The organism is Bacillus sp. MMSF_3328 (genome assembly GCF_030733525.1).
GTDB classification, from domain to species: domain Bacteria; phylum Bacillota; class Bacilli; order Bacillales; family Cytobacillaceae; genus Bacillus_AB; species Bacillus_AB infantis.
Map to the genome: position 1 here is coordinate 22,284 of NZ_JASHIV010000022.1, position 21,604 is coordinate 43,887.

27 protein-coding genes are annotated in these 21,604 nt (G+C 46.0%); all 27 read left to right on the forward strand.

All coding sequences use genetic code 11. The features are described 5' to 3' along the window. Nucleotides 1–67: 67 nt before the first annotated feature. The 27 genes from rpoB to rpmD all read left to right on the forward strand — a co-directional run bounded on the left by rpoB (nt 68) and on the right by rpmD (nt 21,583). Complete coding sequence (gene rpoB / locus RBB45_RS22475; RefSeq protein ID WP_035401163.1) at nt 68–3,628, forward strand: DNA-directed RNA polymerase subunit beta; 3,561 nt, start codon at nt 68–70, stop codon at nt 3,626–3,628. Between the two features lie 111 nt (nt 3,629–3,739). After that, nucleotides 3,740–7,339 carry a DNA-directed RNA polymerase subunit beta' gene (rpoC, locus tag RBB45_RS22480; protein WP_009791336.1) on the forward strand — a complete coding sequence of 1,200 codons (3,600 nt, stop codon included), beginning with the start codon at nt 3,740–3,742 and terminating at the stop codon, nt 7,337–7,339. A 200-nt stretch (nt 7,340–7,539) separates the two neighbouring features. After that, the gene (locus RBB45_RS22485; protein WP_022543219.1) at nt 7,540–7,788 is read left to right on the forward strand and encodes a 50S ribosomal protein L7ae-like protein; all 249 of its coding nucleotides are present in this window, start codon (nt 7,540–7,542) and stop codon (nt 7,786–7,788) included. A 102-nt stretch (nt 7,789–7,890) separates the two neighbouring features. Beyond that, nucleotides 7,891–8,313, forward strand: a complete 423-nt coding sequence (rpsL, locus tag RBB45_RS22490; protein ID WP_009791334.1) for a 30S ribosomal protein S12 — start codon at nt 7,891–7,893, stop codon at nt 8,311–8,313. Between the two features lie 47 nt (nt 8,314–8,360). Continuing rightward, entirely contained in the window at nt 8,361–8,831 is a 471-nt protein-coding gene (gene rpsG / locus RBB45_RS22495) for a 30S ribosomal protein S7 (RefSeq protein ID WP_009791333.1), read from the forward strand. A gap of 51 nt (nt 8,832–8,882) precedes the next feature. Further along, nucleotides 8,883–10,961, forward strand: coding sequence for an elongation factor G (gene fusA, locus RBB45_RS22500; protein ID WP_009791332.1), 2,079 nt, complete (start codon nt 8,883–8,885; stop codon nt 10,959–10,961). A 118-nt stretch (nt 10,962–11,079) separates the two neighbouring features. Then, on the forward strand, nt 11,080–12,267 hold the full coding sequence (tuf, locus tag RBB45_RS22505) for an elongation factor Tu (RefSeq protein ID WP_009791331.1): 1,188 nt from the start codon (nt 11,080–11,082) through the stop codon (nt 12,265–12,267). 637 nt (nt 12,268–12,904) lie between these two features. After that, nucleotides 12,905–13,213, forward strand: coding sequence for a 30S ribosomal protein S10 (gene rpsJ, locus RBB45_RS22510; RefSeq protein WP_009791329.1), 309 nt, complete (start codon nt 12,905–12,907; stop codon nt 13,211–13,213). 36 nt (nt 13,214–13,249) lie between these two features. Beyond that, nucleotides 13,250–13,876, forward strand: coding sequence for a 50S ribosomal protein L3 (rplC, locus tag RBB45_RS22515; RefSeq protein WP_009791328.1), 627 nt, complete (start codon nt 13,250–13,252; stop codon nt 13,874–13,876). Between the two features lie 28 nt (nt 13,877–13,904). After that, nucleotides 13,905–14,528, forward strand: coding sequence for a 50S ribosomal protein L4 (rplD, locus tag RBB45_RS22520; RefSeq protein ID WP_009791327.1), 624 nt, complete (start codon nt 13,905–13,907; stop codon nt 14,526–14,528). Further along, nucleotides 14,525–14,812 (forward strand): 50S ribosomal protein L23, encoded by a 288-nt coding sequence (rplW, locus tag RBB45_RS22525; RefSeq protein WP_170939578.1) that lies wholly within the window; start codon nt 14,525–14,527, stop codon nt 14,810–14,812. The genes rplD and rplW overlap by 4 nt, the downstream gene beginning before the upstream one ends. Before the next feature lie 30 nt (nt 14,813–14,842). Beyond that, complete coding sequence (rplB, locus tag RBB45_RS22530; RefSeq protein ID WP_009791325.1) at nt 14,843–15,673, forward strand: 50S ribosomal protein L2; 831 nt, start codon at nt 14,843–14,845, stop codon at nt 15,671–15,673. A 60-nt stretch (nt 15,674–15,733) separates the two neighbouring features. After that, on the forward strand, nt 15,734–16,012 hold the full coding sequence (gene rpsS / locus RBB45_RS22535) for a 30S ribosomal protein S19 (protein WP_009791324.1): 279 nt from the start codon (nt 15,734–15,736) through the stop codon (nt 16,010–16,012). Between the two features lie 18 nt (nt 16,013–16,030). Continuing rightward, nucleotides 16,031–16,372, forward strand: coding sequence for a 50S ribosomal protein L22 (gene rplV / locus RBB45_RS22540; protein WP_009791323.1), 342 nt, complete (start codon nt 16,031–16,033; stop codon nt 16,370–16,372). A gap of 3 nt (nt 16,373–16,375) precedes the next feature. Continuing rightward, the gene (gene rpsC / locus RBB45_RS22545; RefSeq protein ID WP_009791322.1) at nt 16,376–17,032 is read left to right on the forward strand and encodes a 30S ribosomal protein S3; all 657 of its coding nucleotides are present in this window, start codon (nt 16,376–16,378) and stop codon (nt 17,030–17,032) included. Between the two features lies 1 nt (nt 17,033). Beyond that, complete coding sequence (gene rplP / locus RBB45_RS22550) at nt 17,034–17,468, forward strand: 50S ribosomal protein L16 (protein WP_009791321.1); 435 nt, start codon at nt 17,034–17,036, stop codon at nt 17,466–17,468. Further along, complete coding sequence (gene rpmC, locus RBB45_RS22555; protein ID WP_003351417.1) at nt 17,458–17,661, forward strand: 50S ribosomal protein L29; 204 nt, start codon at nt 17,458–17,460, stop codon at nt 17,659–17,661. The genes rplP and rpmC overlap by 11 nt, the downstream gene beginning before the upstream one ends. A 19-nt stretch (nt 17,662–17,680) precedes the next feature. Then, on the forward strand, nt 17,681–17,944 hold the full coding sequence (gene rpsQ / locus RBB45_RS22560; protein WP_009791320.1) for a 30S ribosomal protein S17: 264 nt from the start codon (nt 17,681–17,683) through the stop codon (nt 17,942–17,944). A gap of 40 nt (nt 17,945–17,984) precedes the next feature. Next, nucleotides 17,985–18,353 carry a 50S ribosomal protein L14 gene (gene rplN, locus RBB45_RS22565; RefSeq protein WP_009791319.1) on the forward strand — a complete coding sequence of 123 codons (369 nt, stop codon included), beginning with the start codon at nt 17,985–17,987 and terminating at the stop codon, nt 18,351–18,353. A gap of 33 nt (nt 18,354–18,386) precedes the next feature. Next, nucleotides 18,387–18,698, forward strand: coding sequence for a 50S ribosomal protein L24 (rplX, locus tag RBB45_RS22570; RefSeq protein WP_009791318.1), 312 nt, complete (start codon nt 18,387–18,389; stop codon nt 18,696–18,698). Nucleotides 18,699–18,723: 25 nt separating this feature from the next. After that, nucleotides 18,724–19,263 carry a 50S ribosomal protein L5 gene (gene rplE / locus RBB45_RS22575; protein ID WP_009791317.1) on the forward strand — a complete coding sequence of 180 codons (540 nt, stop codon included), beginning with the start codon at nt 18,724–18,726 and terminating at the stop codon, nt 19,261–19,263. Nucleotides 19,264–19,288: 25 nt separating this feature from the next. Then, on the forward strand, nt 19,289–19,474 hold the full coding sequence (locus RBB45_RS22580; RefSeq protein ID WP_009791316.1) for a type Z 30S ribosomal protein S14: 186 nt from the start codon (nt 19,289–19,291) through the stop codon (nt 19,472–19,474). A gap of 30 nt (nt 19,475–19,504) precedes the next feature. Continuing rightward, nucleotides 19,505–19,903, forward strand: coding sequence for a 30S ribosomal protein S8 (rpsH, locus tag RBB45_RS22585; RefSeq protein ID WP_009791315.1), 399 nt, complete (start codon nt 19,505–19,507; stop codon nt 19,901–19,903). Nucleotides 19,904–19,933: 30 nt separating this feature from the next. Then, entirely contained in the window at nt 19,934–20,470 is a 537-nt protein-coding gene (gene rplF, locus RBB45_RS22590) for a 50S ribosomal protein L6 (RefSeq protein ID WP_009791314.1), read from the forward strand. Nucleotides 20,471–20,502: 32 nt separating this feature from the next. Further along, on the forward strand, nt 20,503–20,865 hold the full coding sequence (gene rplR / locus RBB45_RS22595) for a 50S ribosomal protein L18 (protein WP_009791313.1): 363 nt from the start codon (nt 20,503–20,505) through the stop codon (nt 20,863–20,865). A 21-nt stretch (nt 20,866–20,886) separates the two neighbouring features. Beyond that, nucleotides 20,887–21,387, forward strand: a complete 501-nt coding sequence (gene rpsE / locus RBB45_RS22600; protein ID WP_009791312.1) for a 30S ribosomal protein S5 — start codon at nt 20,887–20,889, stop codon at nt 21,385–21,387. Between the two features lie 13 nt (nt 21,388–21,400). Beyond that, a complete protein-coding gene (gene rpmD, locus RBB45_RS22605) occupies nt 21,401–21,583 on the forward strand; it encodes a 50S ribosomal protein L30 (protein ID WP_009791311.1) in 183 nt (60 codons plus the stop codon). The last annotated feature ends 21 nt before the right edge of the window (nt 21,584–21,604 follow it).

Sequence of the window (21,604 nt, forward strand, 5' to 3'; positions counted from 1 at the left end):
GGTTTCTCTTTTGGACAGGGTGCTTGCGCTTTTCGATAAATAACGCTTGATTTGAGGGGTGAATCAGTTGACAGGTCAACTAGTTCAGTATGGACGACACCGCCAACGTAGAAGTTACGCACGAATCAGTGAAGTTTTGGATTTGCCTAATTTAATTGAAATCCAAACCTCTTCTTATCAATGGTTTCTTGATGAGGGTCTTCGTGAAATGTTCCAGGACATTTCGCCAATTGAAGACTTTACTGGTAACTTATCGCTTGAATTTATTGATTACAGCCTTGGCGATCCAAAGTATTCCGTTGAGGAATCGAAAGAACGAGATGTTACATATTCAGCACCTTTGCGTGTTAAAGTGCGTCTTGTAAACAAAGAAACAGGCGAAGTTAAAGACCAGGATGTCTTTATGGGTGACTTCCCGCTTATGACAGAAACAGGTACGTTTGTGATCAATGGAGCAGAACGCGTCATCGTTTCTCAGTTAGTACGTTCACCGAGTGTATACTATAGCGGAAAGCTGGATAAAAACGGGAAAAGAGGCTTCTCTGCTACTGTTATCCCGAACCGCGGCGCCTGGCTTGAATATGAAACAGATGCCAAGGATGTCGTATACGTTAGAATAGATCGTACTCGGAAACTGCCCGTTACGGTTCTTTTGCGTGCACTTGGGTTCGGCTCTGATCAAGAAATCATTGATTTGATCGGAGACAATGAATATATCCGCAATACGCTTGAAAAAGACAACACAGAAAGTACAGATAAAGCCCTTCTGGAAATCTATGAGCGTCTTCGTCCGGGCGAGCCGCCGACTGTAGAAAATGCAAAAAGCCTGCTCGTTTCCAGATTCTTTGATCCAAAACGCTATGATTTAGCGAATGTTGGACGCTACAAGATCAATAAGAAGCTTCATATTAAAAATAGACTGTTCAATCAGCGCCTTGCTGAGACTCTGGTTGATCCTGAAACAGGCGAAATCATCGCTGAGAAAGGGACTATGCTGGACCGCCGCAACCTGGACCGCATCATCCCTAATCTTGAGAACAATATCGGCTTCAGGACAGCAGCTCCTTCAGGAGGAGTGGTGGAGGACGAGGTCCTTCTTCAATCCATCAAGGTGTATGCCCCTAATGAAGACGGAGAAAAAGAGATCAATATCATCGGCAATGCCTATGTCGAGGAAGCGGTCAAGAATATCGCGCCTTCTGATATCATTGCGTCCATTGGCTATTTCTTCAACCTTCTTCATGGAGTCGGCGATACCGATGATATCGACCACCTGGGGAACAGACGTCTTCGTTCAGTAGGCGAACTGCTCCAGAACCAGTTCCGAATCGGACTTTCCAGGATGGAACGTGTTGTCCGCGAGAGGATGTCCATCCAGGATACAAATACAATTACACCGCAGCAGCTGATCAACATCAGGCCTGTGATCGCTTCTATCAAAGAGTTCTTTGGCAGCTCACAGCTTTCACAGTTCATGGACCAGACAAACCCGCTTGCCGAGCTGACGCATAAGCGCCGTCTATCTGCATTGGGGCCTGGCGGTCTGACTCGTGAGCGCGCCGGCTTTGAAGTCCGTGACGTTCACTATTCACACTATGGCCGCATGTGTCCGATTGAAACGCCGGAAGGACCGAATATTGGTCTGATCAACTCACTGTCATCCTTTGCGAAGGTAAACCGCTTCGGATTCATCGAAACGCCTTACCGCCGCATCAACCCTGAGACAGGCAGAGTGACAGACCAGATCGATTACCTGACAGCTGATGAAGAAGATAACTATGTTGTTGCACAGGCGAATGCGCGTCTTGGCGATGACGGTACTTTCCTTGACGATGAAGTCGTTGCGCGTTTCCGCGGGGAAAATACAGTTGTGCCGAAAGACCGCGTCGACTATATGGATGTTTCTCCTAAACAGGTAGTATCAGCTGCAACAGCTTGTATTCCTTTCCTTGAAAACGATGACTCCAACCGTGCCCTCATGGGGGCGAACATGCAGCGTCAGGCTGTGCCATTGCTGCAGCCTGAAGCACCTCGTGTAGGTACAGGAATGGAGTATGTTTCCGGAAAAGACTCCGGTGCGGCTGTCATCTGCAAGCACGAAGGAATCGTCGAGCATGTTGAAGCTCGTGAAGTCTGGGTGCGCCGCATTTCCGAGGTCAATGGCCAGGAAGTCAAAGGCGACCTTGATAAATACAGGATGCTGAAATTCATCCGTTCCAACCAGGGAACATGCTATAACCAGCGTCCGATTGTTGCTGTCGGGAACCGTGTGACAAAAGGCGAGATCCTTGCCGACGGCCCTTCCATGGAGCTTGGCGAGCTTGCGCTGGGCCGCAATGTGCTTGTTGCCTTCATGACTTGGGACGGCTATAACTATGAGGATGCGATCATCATGAGCGAACGCCTTGTAAAAGACGACGTTTATACATCCATCCACATTGAAGAATATGAATCAGAATCAAGAGATACAAAGCTAGGGCCTGAAGAAATCACCCGCGACATCCCGAATGTCGGTGAAGATGCACTCCGCAATCTTGATGAGCGCGGAATCATCCGTACGGGTGCTGAAGTAAAGGATGGCGACCTGCTTGTCGGTAAGGTTACTCCTAAGGGTGTAACAGAGCTGACAGCAGAAGAACGCCTCCTGCATGCCATCTTTGGCGAGAAAGCCCGTGAAGTGCGTGATACTTCCCTTCGTGTTCCTCACGGAGGAGGCGGAATCGTGCTTGATGTCAAAGTCTTCAACCGTGAAGACGGAGATGAGCTGCCGCCAGGCGTGAACCAGCTTGTACGTGTTTATATCGTTCAGAAGCGTAAAATCTCCGAGGGAGATAAAATGGCAGGACGCCACGGAAATAAAGGGGTTATCTCCCGGATCCTTCCGGAAGAAGATATGCCTTACCTTCCAGATGGCACACCAGTCGACATCATGTTGAATCCGCTGGGGGTTCCTTCCCGTATGAACATCGGGCAGGTGCTTGAGCTTCACCTCGGCATGGCTGCGAGAGCGCTGGGCATTCACGTTGCTTCACCGGTATTTGATGGAGCGCGCGAGGAAGATGTCTGGTCAACAATTGAAGAAGCCGGCATGGCCCGTGATGCGAAGACAGTCCTGTACGACGGCCGTTCGGGAGAACCGTTCGACAACCGTGTATCTGTCGGCGTCATGTACATGATCAAACTGGCCCACATGGTTGATGATAAGCTCCATGCCCGTTCAACCGGCCCTTACTCACTTGTTACGCAGCAGCCTCTTGGCGGTAAAGCCCAGTTCGGCGGACAGCGTTTCGGGGAGATGGAGGTTTGGGCGCTTGAAGCTTACGGTGCCGCCTATACATTGCAGGAAATCCTGACAGTTAAATCAGATGACGTAGTCGGACGTGTGAAAACGTACGAAGCGATTGTCAAAGGCGAGAATGTACCTGAGCCGGGAGTGCCGGAGTCCTTCCGCGTATTGATGAAAGAGCTTCAGAGCTTGGGTATGGATGTTAAGATCCTGTCAGGCGATGAGAAAGAAATTGAAATGCGCGACCTTGAGGACGATGATGATGTACAGCAGGCTGAATCGCTGACCATCGCGCCGGATACAGAGGAAGCAAACACTGAAAAAGTAGCTAGCAAAGAATAAATAGAATAACTATATAAATTTGACTGCCGCTCCGCCTAAGGCGGAGGGCGGCATATTATTGCCGGATTAGCAATAAGGGTATAACCCGAGATTGAAAGGGAGGTAGGCCCCTTGCTGGATGTAAACAATTTTGAGTATATGAAGATCGGTCTTGCTTCACCTGATAAGATCCGTTCCTGGTCTTTTGGTGAAGTCAAAAAACCTGAAACAATCAACTATCGTACATTAAAGCCTGAAAAAGACGGCTTATTCTGCGAGCGTATTTTCGGACCTCAGAAAGACTGGGAATGCCATTGCGGAAAATACAAAAGGGTGCGCTATAAAGGCGTAGTCTGCGACCGATGCGGAGTGGAAGTCACCCGCGCGAAGGTTCGCCGCGAAAGAATGGGCCATATCGAGCTTGCTGCTCCTGTATCGCATATCTGGTATTTCAAAGGCATCCCAAGCCGCATGGGCCTTGTTCTGGATATGTCACCGCGTGCGCTTGAAGAAGTCATTTACTTTGCTTCATATGTAGTAACTGATTCCGGCGATACAGCACTAGAGAAAAAACAGCTTCTGTCTGAGAAGGAATACCGCGCTTACCGTGAGAAGTACGGCAATAAGTTCCAGGCATCCATGGGTGCAGAATCCATCAAGAAGCTGCTTTCTGATATCGATCTGAACAAAGAAGTAGACGCGCTTAAAGAAGAACTGACAACTGCCCAGGGCCAGCGCCGCACACGCGCCATCAAGCGCCTTGAGGTACTTGAAGCCTTCCGTGGATCTGGAAATGAACCATCATGGATGATCCTGGACGTGCTTCCTGTCATCCCTCCTGAGCTTCGTCCAATGGTTCAGCTTGACGGAGGAAGATTCGCGACGTCTGACCTGAACGATCTGTACCGCCGTGTCATCAACCGGAACAACCGTCTGAAGCGCTTGCTGGACCTCGGTGCTCCAAGCATCATCGTCCAGAACGAAAAGCGCATGCTCCAGGAAGCTGTAGACGCCCTGATTGACAATGGCCGCCGCGGACGTCCTGTCACAGGCCCGGGGAACAGGCCGCTTAAATCTCTTTCACACATGCTGAAAGGGAAGCAGGGCCGTTTCCGTCAGAACCTGCTTGGTAAGCGTGTTGACTACTCCGGACGTTCTGTTATCGTAGTAGGTCCTAACCTGAAAATGTACCAGTGCGGTCTGCCGAAGGAAATGGCGCTTGAGCTTTTCAAGCCTTTCGTCATGAAGGAATTGGTGGAAAAAGGACTGGCTCACAATATCAAATCAGCAAAGCGCAAAATTGAAAGAGTCCAGCCTGAGGTATGGGATGTGCTTGAAGAGGTAATCAAAGAGCACCCAGTTCTGCTGAACCGTGCACCTACTCTTCACAGGCTCGGAATCCAGGCCTTTGAACCAACATTGGTTGAAGGGCGCGCAATCCGTCTCCATCCGCTTGTATGTACAGCATACAATGCCGACTTTGACGGTGACCAAATGGCAGTCCACGTACCGCTGTCATCTGAAGCACAGGCAGAAGCACGCCTTCTAATGCTTGCGGCTCAGAACATCCTGAACCCTAAGGATGGAAAACCTGTTGTTACACCTTCCCAGGATATGGTGCTTGGTAACTATTACCTGACTATGGAAAGAGAAGGGGCAGTAGGAGAAGGAATGGTCTTCAACGATACAAGCGAAGCACTGCTTGCTTATCAGAACGGCTATGTCCACCTTCATACCCGTGTAGCAGTGAATGCAGGTACACTGAACAATGAAACATTCACAGAGGAACAAAGGAAAAAGCTTCTGATCACGACTGTCGGAAAGCTCGTTTTCAACGAAATCCTGCCGACTTCATTCCCGTATATCAATGAGCCGACTAAGACGAATCTTGAAGAAGAAACGCCTGCCCGCTACTTTGTAGAACGGGGAACGGATGTAAAAGAAGCTATTAAAAATATGCCGCTTGTTGATCCTTTCAAGAAGAAAATCCTTGGAAACATCATTGCGGAAGTGTTCAAGCGCTTTAAGATCACTGAAACATCCAAAATGCTTGACCGCATGAAGGATCTCGGTTTCAGACATTCCACTAAAGCCGGCATCACAGTCGGTGTGGCAGATATCGTCGTTCTTAAAGAAAAGCAGGAAATCATTCAGGAAGCCCAAGGCAAGGTTGATAATGTCCTTAAACAATTCAGGCGCGGTCTCATCACTGAGGACGAACGCTATGATCGTGTCATTTCCATCTGGAGTGCTGCGAAGGACACTATCCAGGCCAAGCTGATGAAGTCCCTGGATAAATCCAACCCGATCTTTATGATGAGTGACTCCGGTGCCCGTGGTAACGCATCTAACTTTACACAGTTAGCCGGTATGCGCGGACTCATGGCCAACCCGGCCGGCCGGATCATCGAACTTCCGATCAAGTCCAGCTTCCGTGAAGGACTGACAGTACTTGAGTACTTCATCTCCACACACGGAGCGCGTAAAGGATTGGCGGATACAGCCCTTAAGACGGCTGACTCCGGCTATCTGACCCGACGCCTTGTTGACGTTGCGCAGGATGTCATTGTACGTGATGATGATTGCGGAACAGACAGAGGACTGCAGATCAGCGCGCTGAAGGATGGCACCGAAGTTATCGAAGCACTGGATGAGCGCCTCATTGGCCGCTATGCACGCAGAGATATCAAGCATCCTGAAACAAACGCTGTAATCGTAAAAGAAAATGATCTTATTACAGAAGATCTGGCTGTTGAAATCGTGGAAGCAGGCATTGAGACTGTATGGATCCGTTCCGCCTTTACCTGCAACACGCGCCATGGCGTATGTAAGAAATGCTACGGGCGCAACCTGGCAACAGGCCAGGAGGTTGAAGTGGGCGAAGCTGTCGGAATCATCGCAGCCCAATCCATCGGTGAGCCTGGAACACAGCTTACAATGCGTACTTTCCATACAGGAGGCGTAGCAGGAGACGATATTACACAAGGTCTTCCGCGTATCCAGGAAATTTTCGAAGCACGTAACCCTAAAGGGCAGGCTGTCATTTCAGAGCTTGAAGGTGTTGTCGTGGGCATCAATGAAGGCCGTGACCGCCAGCATGAAATTGTGGTGCAGGGCGAGGTTGAATCCCGCACATATACTGCTCCATATACAGCACGCCTGAAAGTGGCTGTTGATGACAGGGTAGACCGCGGACAGGAATTGACCGAAGGTTCTATTGACCCTAAAGAATTGATTAAAGTAAGAGATGTAAATGCTGTACAGGAGTATCTGCTTCGCGAGGTGCAGAAGGTATACCGTATGCAGGGTGTTGAAATCGGCGATAAGCATATCGAGGTAATGGTCCGCCAGATGCTTCGCAAGGTGCGTGTCATCGATGCAGGGGAAACAGAAGTGCTGCCTGGCTCGCTTCTTGATATCCACCAGTTCACAGATGCCAATGAAAAGGCTCTGTTAAACGGCAAAATGCCTGCGACCGGCCGTCCTGTACTGCTCGGTATCACCAAGGCTTCACTTGAGACGGATTCCTTCCTGTCAGCTGCTTCCTTCCAGGAAACAACAAGGGTACTTACAGATGCTGCCATCAAAGGCAAGCGAGATGAATTGCTCGGGCTTAAAGAGAATGTCATCATCGGTAAACTGGTCCCTGCCGGAACTGGAATGCAGCGCTACCGCAGGGCAGAACCTTTCACTGCGGAAGAAGCATCCGAAGAAACAGTTACAGTGGAATAATGGAAATGCGGTGCCTGCCGAAAAGGAGGCACCGCATTTTATAGTAATAGCAAAACAGGAGGACGCACAGGTTCATAGATAGACTAAATGGAAATATGCATGAATCTAAAAAAATATTTGCCGTGATGTTGACAATATTCTTGTGCGATGGTACTATAGCAAAGGTGCTCCTATTTACCGGATACTTTGGAGGATATATCATGTCTTATGATAAAGTATTGCAGGCAAGAAATATTATAGTAGGAACAAAGCAAACAGTAAAAGCTCTGAAATCAGGAACAATCAGCGAAGTGCTGATCGCAGAAGATGCAGACCATAGAGCTGTTGAAAAAGTGATCAATGCGGCGCTTGAATATAAAGTTCCGGTCACCCGGGCCGGCTCGATGAAATCATTGGGAAAGGCCTGCGGAATCGACGTAGGTGCGGCAGCTGTTGCAATATCTATTTAAAAACTGTTTTTGTAGATGAAGATCTGCAAGGACTTTGTTTTTGCAACAAAATGAACCACCTGGATGTGTGGGCTTACACAAAAGACGAAGGGAGGAAAAATCATGCCTACAATTAACCAATTAGTGCGCAAGCCTCGTAAGACAAAAGAGGAAAAGTCAAAATCACCTGCGCTTAACAAAGGTTACAACAGCTTCAAAAAAGCACAAACTAACGTATCATCTCCACAGAAACGCGGTGTATGTACTCGTGTTGGTACAATGACTCCGAAGAAACCAAACTCAGCGTTGCGTAAATATGCTCGTGTACGCTTGACTAACGGAATCGAGGTTACTGCCTACATTCCTGGTATCGGACACAACCTTCAAGAGCACAGCGTAGTATTAATCCGCGGCGGACGAGTAAAGGACTTACCAGGGGTACGTTACCACATCGTGCGCGGCGCGCTTGACACTGCCGGTGTTAACAACCGTATGCAAGGCCGTTCTAAATACGGTACTAAGCGTCCTAAAGCAGCTAAAAAATAATGATTGACCACAAATAATATTCAGTTTTTTCGAAAGGAGGAAATTACATGCCACGTAAAGGTCCTGTAGCAAAAAGAGACGTATTACCAGATCCGATTTACAATTCAAAGCTAGTTAGCCGTCTTATCAACAAAATGATGGTTGATGGCAAGAGAGGTAAATCTCAAGCTATTCTTTATTCAGCATTTGATATCATCAGCGAGCGCAGCGGAAAAGAGCCAATGGAAGTGTTCGATCAAGCACTTAAGAACATCATGCCGGTTCTTGAAGTAAGAGCGCGCCGTGTAGGTGGTGCAAACTATCAAGTACCAGTTGAGGTGCGCCCAGACCGCCGTACGACTCTTGGTCTTCGCTGGTTGGTTAACTATTCTCGTCTTCGCGGTGAGAAAACAATGGAAGAGCGTTTGGCTAACGAAATCCTTGACGCTGCCAACAACACAGGTTCATCTGTGAAGAAGCGTGAAGATACTCATAAAATGGCTGAAGCTAACAAAGCATTCGCTCACTACCGCTGGTAGGATTGAACCCACAAACAAACTATTACATTTACTAGGAAGGAGAAAGACCCAATGGCAAGAGAGTTCTCCTTGGATAATACTCGTAATATCGGCATCATGGCCCACATCGATGCCGGTAAAACAACTACGACTGAGCGCGTACTTTACTACACTGGCCGTATCCACAAAATCGGTGAAACACATGAAGGTGCTTCACAGATGGACTGGATGGAACAGGAGCAGGAACGCGGTATCACAATCACTTCTGCAGCAACAACTGCACAGTGGAAGGGCCACCGTGTAAACATCATCGATACACCAGGACACGTAGACTTCACAGTTGAAGTTGAGCGTTCACTTCGTGTACTTGATGGTGCAGTAGCAGTCCTTGATGCACAATCAGGGGTTGAGCCTCAGACTGAAACAGTTTGGCGCCAGGCTACTACTTACGGTGTACCACGTGTGGTATTCGTAAACAAAATGGATAAGCTGGGTGCAGATTTCCTTTACTCACTCGGTACACTCCACGATCGTCTGCAAGCCAATGCAGCAGCTATCCAGCTGCCAATCGGTGCTGAAGACCAGTTCGAAGGAATCATCGACCTGATCGAGATGAAAGCGACTTTCTACGGCAACGACCTTGGAACAGACATCGAAGACCGTGAAATCCCTGAGGAATACAAGGCGCAAGCTGAAGAATACCGTGAAAAGCTGATTGAAGCGGTAGCAGAGCTTGATGAAGAATTAATGGAGAAATACCTTGGCGGTGAAGAAATCACTAACGACGAGCTGAAAGCAGCTATTCGTAAAGGTACTGTAAACGTTGAATTCTATCCTGTAATCTGTGGATCAGCGTTCAAAAACAAAGGTGTTCAGAAAATGCTTGATGCAGTAATCGACTATCTTCCGTCTCCACTGGACGTACCTGCAATCAAAGGTACTCTTCCGGATTCTGAAGAAGAAGTTACTCGTCCTTCAAGTGACGAAGAGCCATTCTCAGCTCTTGCATTTAAAGTTATGACTGACCCTTATGTCGGTAAGCTTACATTCTTCCGTGTATACTCTGGTACATTGAGCTCAGGTTCATACGTACAGAACTCTACTAAAGGCAAGCGTGAGCGTGTAGGACGTATCCTGCAGATGCACGCCAACTCCCGTGAAGAGATCTCTCAAGTATACGCAGGGGACATTGCTGCTGCCGTAGGTCTTAAGGATACTACTACAGGTGACACTCTCTGTGATGAGAAGAACCTTGTAATCCTTGAGTCCATGGAATTCCCTGAGCCGGTTATCCAATTGTCCATCGAGCCTAAGTCAAAGGCTGACCAGGACAAAATGACAACTGCTCTTCAAAAGCTTCAGGAAGAAGATCCTACATTCCGTGCGCATACTGACCAGGAAACTGGACAGGTTATCATCGCGGGTATGGGTGAACTTCACCTTGATATCCTTGTTGACCGTATGAAACGTGAATTTAAAGTGGAAGCAAACGTTGGTGCGCCTCAGGTTGCATACCGTGAAACTTTCCGTGCTTCAGCTAAGGTTGAAGGTAAATTCGCACGCCAATCTGGTGGACGCGGACAATTCGGACACGTTTGGATTGAATTCTCTCCAAACGAAGAAGGTAAAGGCTTTGAATTTGAAAACGGCATCGTCGGCGGTGTTGTTCCACGTGAATACATCCCGGCTGTTCAAGCTGGACTGGAAGATTCCCTTGACAGAGGTGTTCTTGCTGGATATCCGCTAGTTGATATTAAAGCAAGACTGTTCGATGGATCTTACCATGATGTCGATTCATCAGAAATGGCGTTTAAAATTGCCGCTTCAATGGCACTGAAAAACGCTGCTTCTAAATGTAACCCTGTTATCCTTGAGCCAGTCATGAGGATAGAAGTTATCATTCCAGAAGAATATCTGGGAGATATCATGGGTAACGTCACTTCCCGTCGTGGACGTGTAGAAGGTATGGATGCCCGCGGCAATGCTCAAGTTGTCCGTGCAATGGTTCCGCTGTCTGAAATGTTCGGATATGCAACTTCCCTGCGTTCAAGCACACAAGGCCGTGGAGTATTCTCCATGCACTTTGACCACTATGAAGAAGTACCGAAGTCGATTTCTGAAGAAATCATCAAAAAAAATAAAGGTGAATAATTGATTTTACCTTTATAATCAAGTATAACTACTATTGTAGAACCAAGCTGCTGATCGGCTTGCCTGTCAGCAGCTCTAAAAATACTTAACTTTTTAAAATTAAAGGAGGATTTTCCTAATGGGTAAAGCTAAATTCGACCGTTCAAAACCCCACGTTAATATTGGTACAATTGGTCACGTTGACCACGGAAAAACAACTCTAACAGCTGCTATCACTACAGTTCTTGCTAAGTCTGGCGGAGCTGAAGCACGCGCTTACGATCAAATCGACGGTGCTCCAGAAGAAAGAGAGCGTGGAATCACAATCTCTACTGCACACGTTGAGTACGAAACTCCTAACCGTCACTATGCGCACGTTGACTGCCCAGGACACGCTGACTATGTTAAAAACATGATCACTGGTGCTGCTCAAATGGACGGCGGTATCCTAGTAGTATCTGCTTCTGACGGCCCAATGCCACAAACTCGTGAGCACATCCTTCTTTCTCGTCAAGTAGGTGTACCTTACCTTGTTGTATTCATGAACAAGTGTGACATGGTTGACGACGAAGAGCTTCTTGAACTAGTAGAAATGGAAATCCGTGACCTTCTTTCTGAGTATGAGTTCCCTGGTGATGACATTCCTGTAATCAAAGGTTCTGCTCTTAAAGCTCTTGAAGGTGACGCTGCTTGGGAAGAGAAAATCAACGAGCTTATGGCTGCAGTTGACGAGTACATCCCAACTCCAACACGTGACACTGACAAGCCATTCATGATGCCTGTTGAGGATGTATTCTCAATCACTGGCCGTGGTACTGTTGCTACAGGACGTGTTGAGCGTGGACAAGTTAAAGTCGGTGACGTAATCGAAATCATCGGTCTTACTGAAGAGCCAAAATCAACAACTGTAACAGGTGTTGAAATGTTCCGTAAGCTTCTTGACTTTGCAGAAGCTGGAGACAACATCGGTGCCCTTCTTCGTGGTGTAGCACGTGAAGACATCCAGCGTGGTCAAGTATTGGCTAAGCCAGGCTCAATCACTCCACACGTAAAATTCAAAGCTGAAGTTTACGTTCTATCTAAAGAAGAAGGTGGACGTCACACTCCATTCTTCACTAACTACCGCCCTCAGTTCTACTTCCGTACAACTGATGTAACTGGTATCTGCAACCTTCCTGAAGGTGTAGAAATGGTTATGCCTGGCGACAACATCGAAATGACTGTTGAGCTTATCGCTCCAATCGCTATCGAAGAAGGTACTAAGTTCTCTATCCGTGAGGGTGGACGTACTGTAGGCGCTGGCGTTGTTGCTACAATCACTGAGTAATCTCTGATTGATATATAAAGAAGCAGATGGATCAATTCCATCTGCTTCTTTTTTGCTTTTATCTCCGAACTAACCTTAGGTCTTTCATACATGAGGGTTGCTCTTTCAACCTGCCGTGAGTGGAAGCTGGCTCCAGAAGAAAATAGATAAAAGCTTGCGTTTCAAGCTTGAATTTCTGTTCCATAACAATACCAGGGGGTAATCGTTTACTTATCGGAATGCTGGATGGTGTTGCCCTTGATGTCTGCCCATGCAAAACTGCTCTATAGTATAGAAGAAACAGGTTGCGCTGTTTAAGAAGAGAGAGGAAACAGTAACGAGTCCAGCATGAGTGACAGCAGGCTTTTTAGTTTCAATATATAAATATACAACAGGCACAGTGAATTGTTAGACTTCTTCCAATCCCCTTGAAAACCTGCGATATACCCGCTATAATAGTAAAAGTGTGCGAAACATAAAAGAATATAACATTTCATGTTGCAATTCTTAAATGGTTTCTGTATAATAGACAATGTTGGTCTTTGACTGCGATGAAGTGAAAGGTTGCTGACACACCCGGCCGCTTTGCCATGGCGAGTGTGTGGGAAATTTTCACGGAGAATGTCTATATCAATATAGGCGAAAAGGAGGGAAAATAATGGCAAAACAAAAAATTCGTATCCGTTTAAAAGCGTATGATCACAGGATCCTTGATCAGTCTGCTGAAAAGATTGTTGAAACTGCAAAGCGTTCTGGTGCGGCTGTGTCCGGCCCGATCCCATTGCCGACTGAAAAGTCAATTTACACAATCCTGCGTGCGGTCCATAAGTACAAAGATTCACGTGAGCAGTTCGAAATGCGTACGCATAAGCGTCTGATCGACATCATCAACCCAACTCCACAAACAGTTGATTCACTGATGCGCTTAGACCTGCCATCAGGTGTAGATATCGAAATCAAATTATAATGAAATAAATTATTAAATTCTCAGGAGGTGTGACTAATGACCAAAGGAATCTTAGGAAGAAAGATCGGTATGACTCAAGTATTTGCTGAAAATGGCGACCTTATCCCGGTAACTGTTGTAGAAGCTACAGGAAACGTTGTTCTTCAAGTGAAATCTGTCGACACTGACGGATATGAAGCGATCCAGCTTGGCTTTGAAGATAAGCGCGAAAAGCTTTCCAACAAACCTGAACAAGGACATGTCGCGAAAGCTGATACTGCTCCTAAGCGCTTCGTTCGCGAATTCCGCGGAGTTGACTTAGCAGCATATGAAGTTGGTCAAGAAGTCAAAGTAGATATTTTCGCAGAAGGCGATACTGTTGATGTAACAGGAATCTCTAAAGGTAAAGGTTTCCAAGGCTCTATCAAGCGCCACGGACAATCACGCGGACCTATGTCACACGGTTCACGCTACCACCGTCGCCCTGGTTCAATGGGACCTGTAGCTCCTAACCGTGTATTCAAAGGTAAAGCATTGCCAGGACGCATGGGCGGAGACCAGATCACTGTTCAAAACCTGGAAATCGTTAAAATTGATGCAGAACGCAACCTGCTTCTGATCAAAGGAAACGTACCTGGAGCGAAGAAAGCTCTTCTAAAAATCAAAACTGCGGTTAAAGCATAATTAATCCAGTCAGAAAGGAGGAAATAGAATGCCTAAAGTAGCATTGTTAAACCAAGCTGGTTCACAAGTTGGAGAAATCGAACTAAATGAAACCATCTTCGGTATTGAGCCTAACAACCACGTACTATTCGAAGCTGTTGTAATGCAAAGAGCTTCTTTACGTCAAGGAACTCATAAAACTAAAATTCGTTCTGAAGTAGCCGGCGGCGGACGCAAGCCATGGCGCCAAAAAGGAACTGGACGCGCTCGTCAAGGTTCCATCCGTTCACCACAATGGCGCGGAGGCGGTACAGTATTCGGTCCTACTCCACGCAGCTACAGCTATAAGCTGCCTAAAAAGGTACGCCGTTTAGCAATCAAATCTGCACTATCTTCTAAAGTGGCAGAAGAAAACATTCTAGTATTAGAAAACCTTGCTTTAGAAACTCCTAAAACAAAAGACTTCAAGGGTGTCCTTACTGGACTGTCTGTTGATAAGAAAGCTCTTATCGTAACAGCTGATCTTGATGAGAACGTAGCATTGTCTGCGCGCAATATCCCCGGAGTGACTGTTGTAACTGCAACAGGCGTCAATGTTTTGGATGTTCTAAGCCATGATAAGCTTATCATGACTAAAGCAGCGGTTGAAAAAGTAGAGGAGGTGCTTGCATAATGGATGCACGCGATATCATTAAGCGCCCCGTTATCACTGAACGTTCTACTGACCTGATGGCTGACAAAAAGTATACTTTTGAAGTTGATGTTAGAGCTAACAAAACTCAAGTTAAAGATTCTATCGAAGAAATCTTTGGCGTAAAAGTTGAGAAAGTAAACATCATGAACTACAAAGGTAAGTTCAAGCGCATGGGTAAATTCGGCGGCTATACAAACAAACGCCGTAAAGCTATCGTAAAACTAACTGCAGACAGCAAAGAAATCGAATTCTTTGAAGTCTAATAACCATAACTAGAAGAGGAGGGAAACGAAATGGCGATTAAAAAGTATAAACCTACCTCCAACGGTCGTCGCGGCATGACTACTTCTGACTTTGCTGAGATCACTACAGACAAACCGGAAAAGTCACTATTAGCTCCTTTAAAGCGTAAAGGCGGCCGTAACAACCAAGGTAAGTTAACAGTTCGTCACCAAGGCGGCGGACATAAACGTCAATATCGTATCATCGATTTCAAACGTGATAAAGATGGCATTCCAGGACGCGTTGCTACGATCGAATATGATCCAAACCGTTCAGCCAACATCGCACTAATCAACTACGTGGATGGAGAAAAGCGTTACATCCTTGCTCCTAAGAACCTTTCAGTGGGCACTGAAGTAATGTCTGGACCTGAAGCTGACATCAAAGTGGGTAACGCACTTCCACTTGCAAATATTCCAGTGGGTACTGTTATCCACAACATCGAACTGAAACCTGGCAAAGGCGGACAGCTTGTACGTTCAGCAGGTACTTCTGCTCAAGTATTGGGTAAAGAAGGCAAATATGTTCTTGTTCGTTTAAACTCTGGTGAAGTTCGCATGATCCTTGCTACTTGCCGCGCTACAGTAGGTCAAGTGGGCAACGAGCAGCACGAACTGATCAACATCGGTAAAGCCGGTCGTTCACGCTGGTTAGGCAAGCGCCCAACTGTCCGTGGTTCTGTAATGAACCCGAATGATCACCCGCACGGTGGTGGTGAAGGTCGCGCTCCTATCGGACGTAAATCACCAATGTCTCCTTGGGGCAAACCAACTCTTGGTGCCAAAACACGCAAGAAGAAGAGCAAATCCGACAAGTTTATCGTACGTCGTCGTAAAAAATAACGGGATTGAGCTACGGTTCCACAAGAGAACCGTAGAACGATCACGAAGGGAGGTTCAATCATGGGTCGCAGCTTAAAAAAAGGACCTTTTGTTGATGAGCATTTAATGACAAAGATCGAAAAGTTAAATGAAAACGAAGGCAAGCAAGTGGTAAAGACTTGGTCACGCCGTTCTACGATCTTCCCGCAATTCATTGGTCACACTATCGCAGTTTATGATGGTCGTAAACATGTACCTGTATATGTGACAGAAGACATGGTAGGGCACAAGCTTGGAGAATTCGCTCCATCTCGTACTTACAAAGGCCATGGCAATGATGATAAGAAAACAAGACGTTAATGAGAGGAGGGCATCCTGATGCAAGCTAAAGCTGTTGCAAGAACAGTTCGTATTGCTCCTCGTAAAGCTCGTTTAGTCGTAGATTTAATTCGAGGTAAGCAAGTAGGTGAAGCGGTGGCTATCTTAAACCATACGCCAAAAGCAGCTTCTCCTGTCGTTGAAAAATTATTGAAATCCGCATTGGCAAATGCTGAGCATAACTACGAAATGGACGTAAACAATTTAGTAGTATCTCAAGTATTCGTTGACGAGGGACCAACTTTGAAGCGTTTCCGTCCGCGTGCTATGGGCCGTGCAAGTGCAATCAACAAACGTACTAGTCATATTACTATCGTTTTATCAGAAAAGAAGGAGGGATAATCAGTGGGTCAAAAAGTAAATCCAGTCGGTTTGCGAATCGGTGTCATCCGTGATTGGGAGTCAAAATGGTTCGCAGGCAAAGACTATGCTGAACTTTTACACGAAGACCTTAAAGTGCGTGAGTACATTACGAAGCGTTTAAGCGATGCATCACTTTCTAAAGTTGAGATCGAGCGTGCAGCTAACCGTTTAAACATCACTATCCACACTGCTAAGCCTGGTATGGTTATCGGTAAAGGCGGTTCTGAAGTTGAAGCTCTTCGTAAAGCTCTTAACTCACTTACTGGCAAACGTGTTCACATCAACATTCTTGAAATCAAAAAAGCAGACATCGACGCGAAATTAGTTGCGGAAAACATTGCTCGTCAATTGGAAAACCGCGTATCTTTCCGTCGTGCTCAAAAGCAAGTTATCCAACGTGCAATGCGCGCTGGCGCTAAAGGTATCAAAACAATGGTATCTGGCCGTCTTGGCGGTGCTGATATCGCTCGTTCTGAATCTTACAGCGAAGGTACTGTTCCACTTCATACACTTCGTGCTGATATCGACTATGCTACTGCAGAAGCAGACACAACATACGGTAAATTAGGCGTTAAAGTATGGATCTATCGTGGAGAGGTGCTTCCTACAAAGAAGAAAACTGAGGAAGGAGGCAAATAATATGTTATTGCCAAAACGCGTTAAGTATCGCCGTGTACACCGCGGAAAAATGCGTGGACAATCAAAAGGCGGTACTGAAGTGAACTTCGGTGAATTTGGCCTTCAAGCTCTTGAGGCTTCTTGGATCACTAACCGTCAGATTGAATCTGCCCGTATCGCGATGACTCGTTACATGAAACGTGGCGGTAAAGTATGGATCAACATCTTCCCTCACAAGCCATACACTGCAAAGCCTCTAGAAGTCCGAATGGGTTCTGGTAAAGGTGCTCCTGAAGGATGGGTAGCAGTAGTTAAGCCAGGGAAAATCATGTTTGAAATTGCCGGCGTATCTGAAGAGGTAGCTCGTGAAGCATTACGTCTTGCATCACACAAACTTCCTGTAAAGTGCAAGTTTGTAAAACGAGAAGAAATTGGTGGTGAATCAAATGAAAGCTAATGAAATTCGTGACCTTACCACTGCTGAAATAGAACAAAAAGTAAAATCTTTAAAAGAAGAGCTATTCAACCTGCGCTTTCAATTGGCGACTGGACAACTTGAAAATACAGCTCGCATTCGTGAAGTACGCAAAGCGATTGCTCGCATGAAAACTGTTATTCGTGAGAGAGAGATCGGCGTTAACAATCGATAATTGATAGGAGGTTCGCACAATGAGTGAACGTAACCAACGCAAGGTTTACACTGGACGCGTTGTTTCCGACAAGATGGACAAAACAGTCACTGTTCTTGTAGAAACATACAAAAAGCACACGCTCTATGGTAAGCGCGTTAAGTACTCTAAAAAGTTTAAAGCTCATGACGAGCAAAACGAAGCAAAAATTGGCGATGTGGTTCGTATTATGGAAACTCGTCCACTTTCTGCGACTAAACGCTTCCGTCTTGTAGAAGTAGTAGAAAAAGCAGTTATAATCTAATGGTTCGGAATAAGCTTCATCCCGAAGGGAGGTTACACGCATGATTCAACAAGAATCACGTTTGAAAGTTGCTGACAACTCAGGTGCTCGTGAAGTACTGACAATTAAAGTCCTTGGTGGCTCTGGCCGCAAAACAGCTAATATCGGTGATGTTATCGTTTGTACTGTAAAACAAGCAACACCAGGTGGCGTTGTTAAAAAAGGTGATGTCGTTAAAGCAGTTATCGTTAGAACTAAGCGCGGTGTCCGCCGTGATGACGGTACTTACATCCGTTTTGATGAAAACGCATGTGTAATTATCCGTGACGATAAGGGTCCACGCGGAACTCGTATCTTTGGCCCAGTTGCACGTGAATTGCGCGACAGCAACTTTATGAAAATCGTATCACTAGCTCCAGAAGTACTATAATTCAAACAAATTGCCTTTAAGGAGGTGCGACAGATGCATGTAAAAAAAGGTGACAAAGTCATGGTCATTTCTGGTAAGGATAAAGGCAAATCAGGTGTGATCCTTGCTGCTTTCCCAAAACAAAGCCGTGTGCTTGTTGAAGGTGTGAACGTAGTAAAGAAGCACTCTAAGCCATCCCAAGTGAATCCGCAAGGCGGAATCATCAGCCAAGAAGCACCTATTCATGTATCAAACGTGATGCCAATCGATCCTAAGTCAGGTAACCCGACACGTGTTGGTTACAAAGAGGTTGATGGCAAGAAAGTTCGCGTTGCGAAAAAATCCGGTGAAGTTCTAGATAAATAAGTAATTGAAGAAGGGAGGTACAAGAATGAACCGCCTAAAAGAGAAGTTTTCAAATGAAATTACACCTGCTCTTATGAGCAAGTTTAACTACGAATCAATCATGCAAGTACCAAAGCTTGAAAAAATCGTTATCAACATGGGTGTCGGCGATGCTGTTGCAAACGCAAAGTCGCTTGACAATGCTGTTGAAGAGCTTGCGGTTATCAGCGGCCAAAAGCCGGTTGTAACCCGTGCTAAAAAATCAATCGCTGGGTTCCGTCTTCGTGAAGGCATGCCTATCGGTGCTAAAGTTACTCTGCGCGGAGAGCGCATGTACGAGTTTTTTGATAAATTAGTATCTGTATCTCTTCCACGTGTACGTGACTTCCGCGGGATCTCAAAGAAATCCTTTGACGGCCGTGGCAACTACACTCTTGGTGTGAAAGAACAGTTAATCTTCCCTGAGATTGATTACGATAAAGTAAGCAAAGTTCGTGGTATGGATATCGTTATCGTTACTACAGCTAACACAGATGAAGAAGCTCGTGAACTTTTAACTCAATTTGGAATGCCATTCCAAAAGTAATCGCTAAATAGAGGGAGGCGACAACGTGGCTAAAAAGTCAATGATTGCGAAACAAAAACGCACGCCTAAATATCCGGTACAAGAATACACTCGCTGCGAACGCTGCGGGCGTCCACATTCCGTATACCGTAAATTTAAGCTTTGCCGTATCTGTTTCCGTGAATTAGCATACAAAGGACAAATTCCTGGTGTGAAAAAAGCTAGCTGGTAAAACCCAAAGTCTGGGAAGGAGGTAAAAACAATGGTCATGACAGATCCAATTGCAGATTTGCTTACACGCATCCGTAATGCGAATATGGTACGTCACGAAAAATTAGAGGTTCCTGCTTCTAATATCAAGAAAGAAATCGCTGAAATCCTTAAGCGTGAAGGTTTCGTTCGTGATGTAGAGTTTATCGAAGACAATAAACAAGGCATCATCCGCATTTTCCTTAAATACGGTGCAAACAACGAGCGCGTTATCACTGGTCTTAAGCGCATCAGTAAGCCTGGTCTTCGTGTATATGCAAAATCAAACGAAGTTCCTCGCGTGTTAAACGGTCTAGGAATCGCATTAGTATCTACTTCTCAAGGAGTTCTTACAGATAAAGAAGCCCGCGCTAAGCAAACTGGCGGAGAAGTATTAGCATACGTTTGGTAATAGAGTTTCTCAAGAATGGAGGTGCAATAAATGTCTCGCGTAGGTAAAAAACCAATTGAAATTCCAAGTGGAGTTACAATCACTGTAGATAATAACAATGTGACAGTTAAAGGCCCTAAAGGCGAATTGACTCGTTCATTCAGCCCTGATATGGCAATCAGCGTGGAAGAGAACATCATTAATGTTTCCCGTCCATCAGAAGCGAAAGAGCACCGCGCACTGCACGGAACTACTCGCGCCCTGATCGCAAACATGGTTGAAGGTGTTTCTAAAGGATTTGAAAGAGGCCTTGAGCTTATCGGTGTCGGTTACCGTGCTCAAAAGCAGGGGAAAAACCTGATCCTGAACGTTGGCTACTCTCACCCTGTTGAAATCGTTCCTGAAGAAGGAATCGAAATCGAAGTGCCTTCTAACACGAAGGTTATCGTAAAAGGCACAAGCAAAGAACGTGTTGGTGCACTTGCTGCTAACATTCGTGACGTTCGTCCTCCAGAGCCTTACAAAGGTAAAGGTATCCGCTACGAAGGCGAATATGTGCGTCGTAAAGAAGGTAAAACAGGTAAGTAATGCCGCATAGGCAAACGAAAGGAGTGACCTAAATGATTACGAAGGCTGATAAAAATCAAGTCCGCAAAAAAAGACATGCCCGCGTGCGTGCTAAACTTAGCGGTACTGAAGCTCGTCCTCGTTTAAACGTGTTCCGCTCTAACAAGCATATCTATGCTCAGCTGATCGATGATGTGAACAAAGTGACTGTTGCAAGTGCTTCAACACTTGATAAGGAAGTTGAACTTACTGCTACAGGAAACACAGATGCTGCTGTTAAGGTTGGAGAACTAGTTGCTAAGCGCGCTGTTGAAAAAGGTGTTAAAGCTGTTGTTTTTGACCGCGGAGGCTACCTGTATCACGGACGTGTTAAAGCATTAGCAGATGCTGCTCGTGAAAACGGCTTAGAATTTTAATAGAAGGAGGGACACATAAAGATGCTTCGTATTGACCCAAACAAACTTGAACTTGAAGAACGCGTAGTTACAATCAATCGTGTAGCGAAAGTTGTTAAAGGTGGACGTCGCTTCCGTTTTACTGCTCTTGTAGTAGTAGGCGATAAGAACGGACATGTAGGCTTTGGAACTGGTAAAGCCCAGGAAGTTCCGGATGCGATCCGCAAAGCAATTGAAGATGCTAAGAAAAACCTTATCGAAGTACCTATGGTTGGAACAACTATTCCACACCAAATCATCGGTCATTTCGGTGCTGGCGAAATCCTTTTGAAGCCTGCTTCTGAAGGTACTGGAGTTATCGCTGGTGGTCCGGTTCGTGCGGTTCTTGAATTGGCTGGTGTAGCTGATATCCTGTCTAAGTCATTAGGCACAAACACACCAATCAACATGGTTCGCGCAACTCTTGAAGGACTAAATAACTTAAAACGTGCTGAAGACGTAGCTAAGTTACGCGGTAAATCAGTAGAAGAACTGTTAGGATAAGGAGGGAAATCAAATGGCGAATAAACTAGAAGTTACCCTCACTCGCAGCGTGATTGGTCGTCCTCAAGACCAGCGCGAAACAGTTAAAGCTCTAGGATTACGTAAGATGAACCAAACAGTTGAGCACCAGGATAATGCTGCTATCCGCGGCATGATCAACAAGGTTGCTCACCTTGTAAAGGTCTCTGAGAAATAAGTTCGATTTTTTCAATAAGGA

Coding starts and splice junctions, on each gene's coding strand:
- rplC (WP_009791328.1), top strand. CDS start 13,250: ATGACCAAAGGAATCTTAGGAAGAAAGATCGGTATGACTCAAGTATTT.
- rpsH (WP_009791315.1), top strand. CDS start 19,505: ATGGTCATGACAGATCCAATTGCAGATTTGCTTACACGCATCCGTAAT.
- fusA (WP_009791332.1), top strand. CDS start 8,883: ATGGCAAGAGAGTTCTCCTTGGATAATACTCGTAATATCGGCATCATG.
- rplV (WP_009791323.1), top strand. CDS start 16,031: ATGCAAGCTAAAGCTGTTGCAAGAACAGTTCGTATTGCTCCTCGTAAA.
- rplD (WP_009791327.1), top strand. CDS start 13,905: ATGCCTAAAGTAGCATTGTTAAACCAAGCTGGTTCACAAGTTGGAGAA.
- rplP (WP_009791321.1), top strand. CDS start 17,034: ATGTTATTGCCAAAACGCGTTAAGTATCGCCGTGTACACCGCGGAAAA.
- rplE (WP_009791317.1), top strand. CDS start 18,724: ATGAACCGCCTAAAAGAGAAGTTTTCAAATGAAATTACACCTGCTCTT.
- rpsS (WP_009791324.1), top strand. CDS start 15,734: ATGGGTCGCAGCTTAAAAAAAGGACCTTTTGTTGATGAGCATTTAATG.
- tuf (WP_009791331.1), top strand. CDS start 11,080: ATGGGTAAAGCTAAATTCGACCGTTCAAAACCCCACGTTAATATTGGT.
- rplF (WP_009791314.1), top strand. CDS start 19,934: ATGTCTCGCGTAGGTAAAAAACCAATTGAAATTCCAAGTGGAGTTACA.
- rpsJ (WP_009791329.1), top strand. CDS start 12,905: ATGGCAAAACAAAAAATTCGTATCCGTTTAAAAGCGTATGATCACAGG.
- rpsQ (WP_009791320.1), top strand. CDS start 17,681: ATGAGTGAACGTAACCAACGCAAGGTTTACACTGGACGCGTTGTTTCC.
- rpmC (WP_003351417.1), top strand. CDS start 17,458: ATGAAAGCTAATGAAATTCGTGACCTTACCACTGCTGAAATAGAACAA.
- RBB45_RS22485 (WP_022543219.1), top strand. CDS start 7,540: ATGTCTTATGATAAAGTATTGCAGGCAAGAAATATTATAGTAGGAACA.
- rpmD (WP_009791311.1), top strand. CDS start 21,401: ATGGCGAATAAACTAGAAGTTACCCTCACTCGCAGCGTGATTGGTCGT.
- rplR (WP_009791313.1), top strand. CDS start 20,503: ATGATTACGAAGGCTGATAAAAATCAAGTCCGCAAAAAAAGACATGCC.
- rplX (WP_009791318.1), top strand. CDS start 18,387: ATGCATGTAAAAAAAGGTGACAAAGTCATGGTCATTTCTGGTAAGGAT.
- rpsE (WP_009791312.1), top strand. CDS start 20,887: ATGCTTCGTATTGACCCAAACAAACTTGAACTTGAAGAACGCGTAGTT.
- rplN (WP_009791319.1), top strand. CDS start 17,985: ATGATTCAACAAGAATCACGTTTGAAAGTTGCTGACAACTCAGGTGCT.
- rpsL (WP_009791334.1), top strand. CDS start 7,891: ATGCCTACAATTAACCAATTAGTGCGCAAGCCTCGTAAGACAAAAGAG.
- rplB (WP_009791325.1), top strand. CDS start 14,843: ATGGCGATTAAAAAGTATAAACCTACCTCCAACGGTCGTCGCGGCATG.
- rpsG (WP_009791333.1), top strand. CDS start 8,361: ATGCCACGTAAAGGTCCTGTAGCAAAAAGAGACGTATTACCAGATCCG.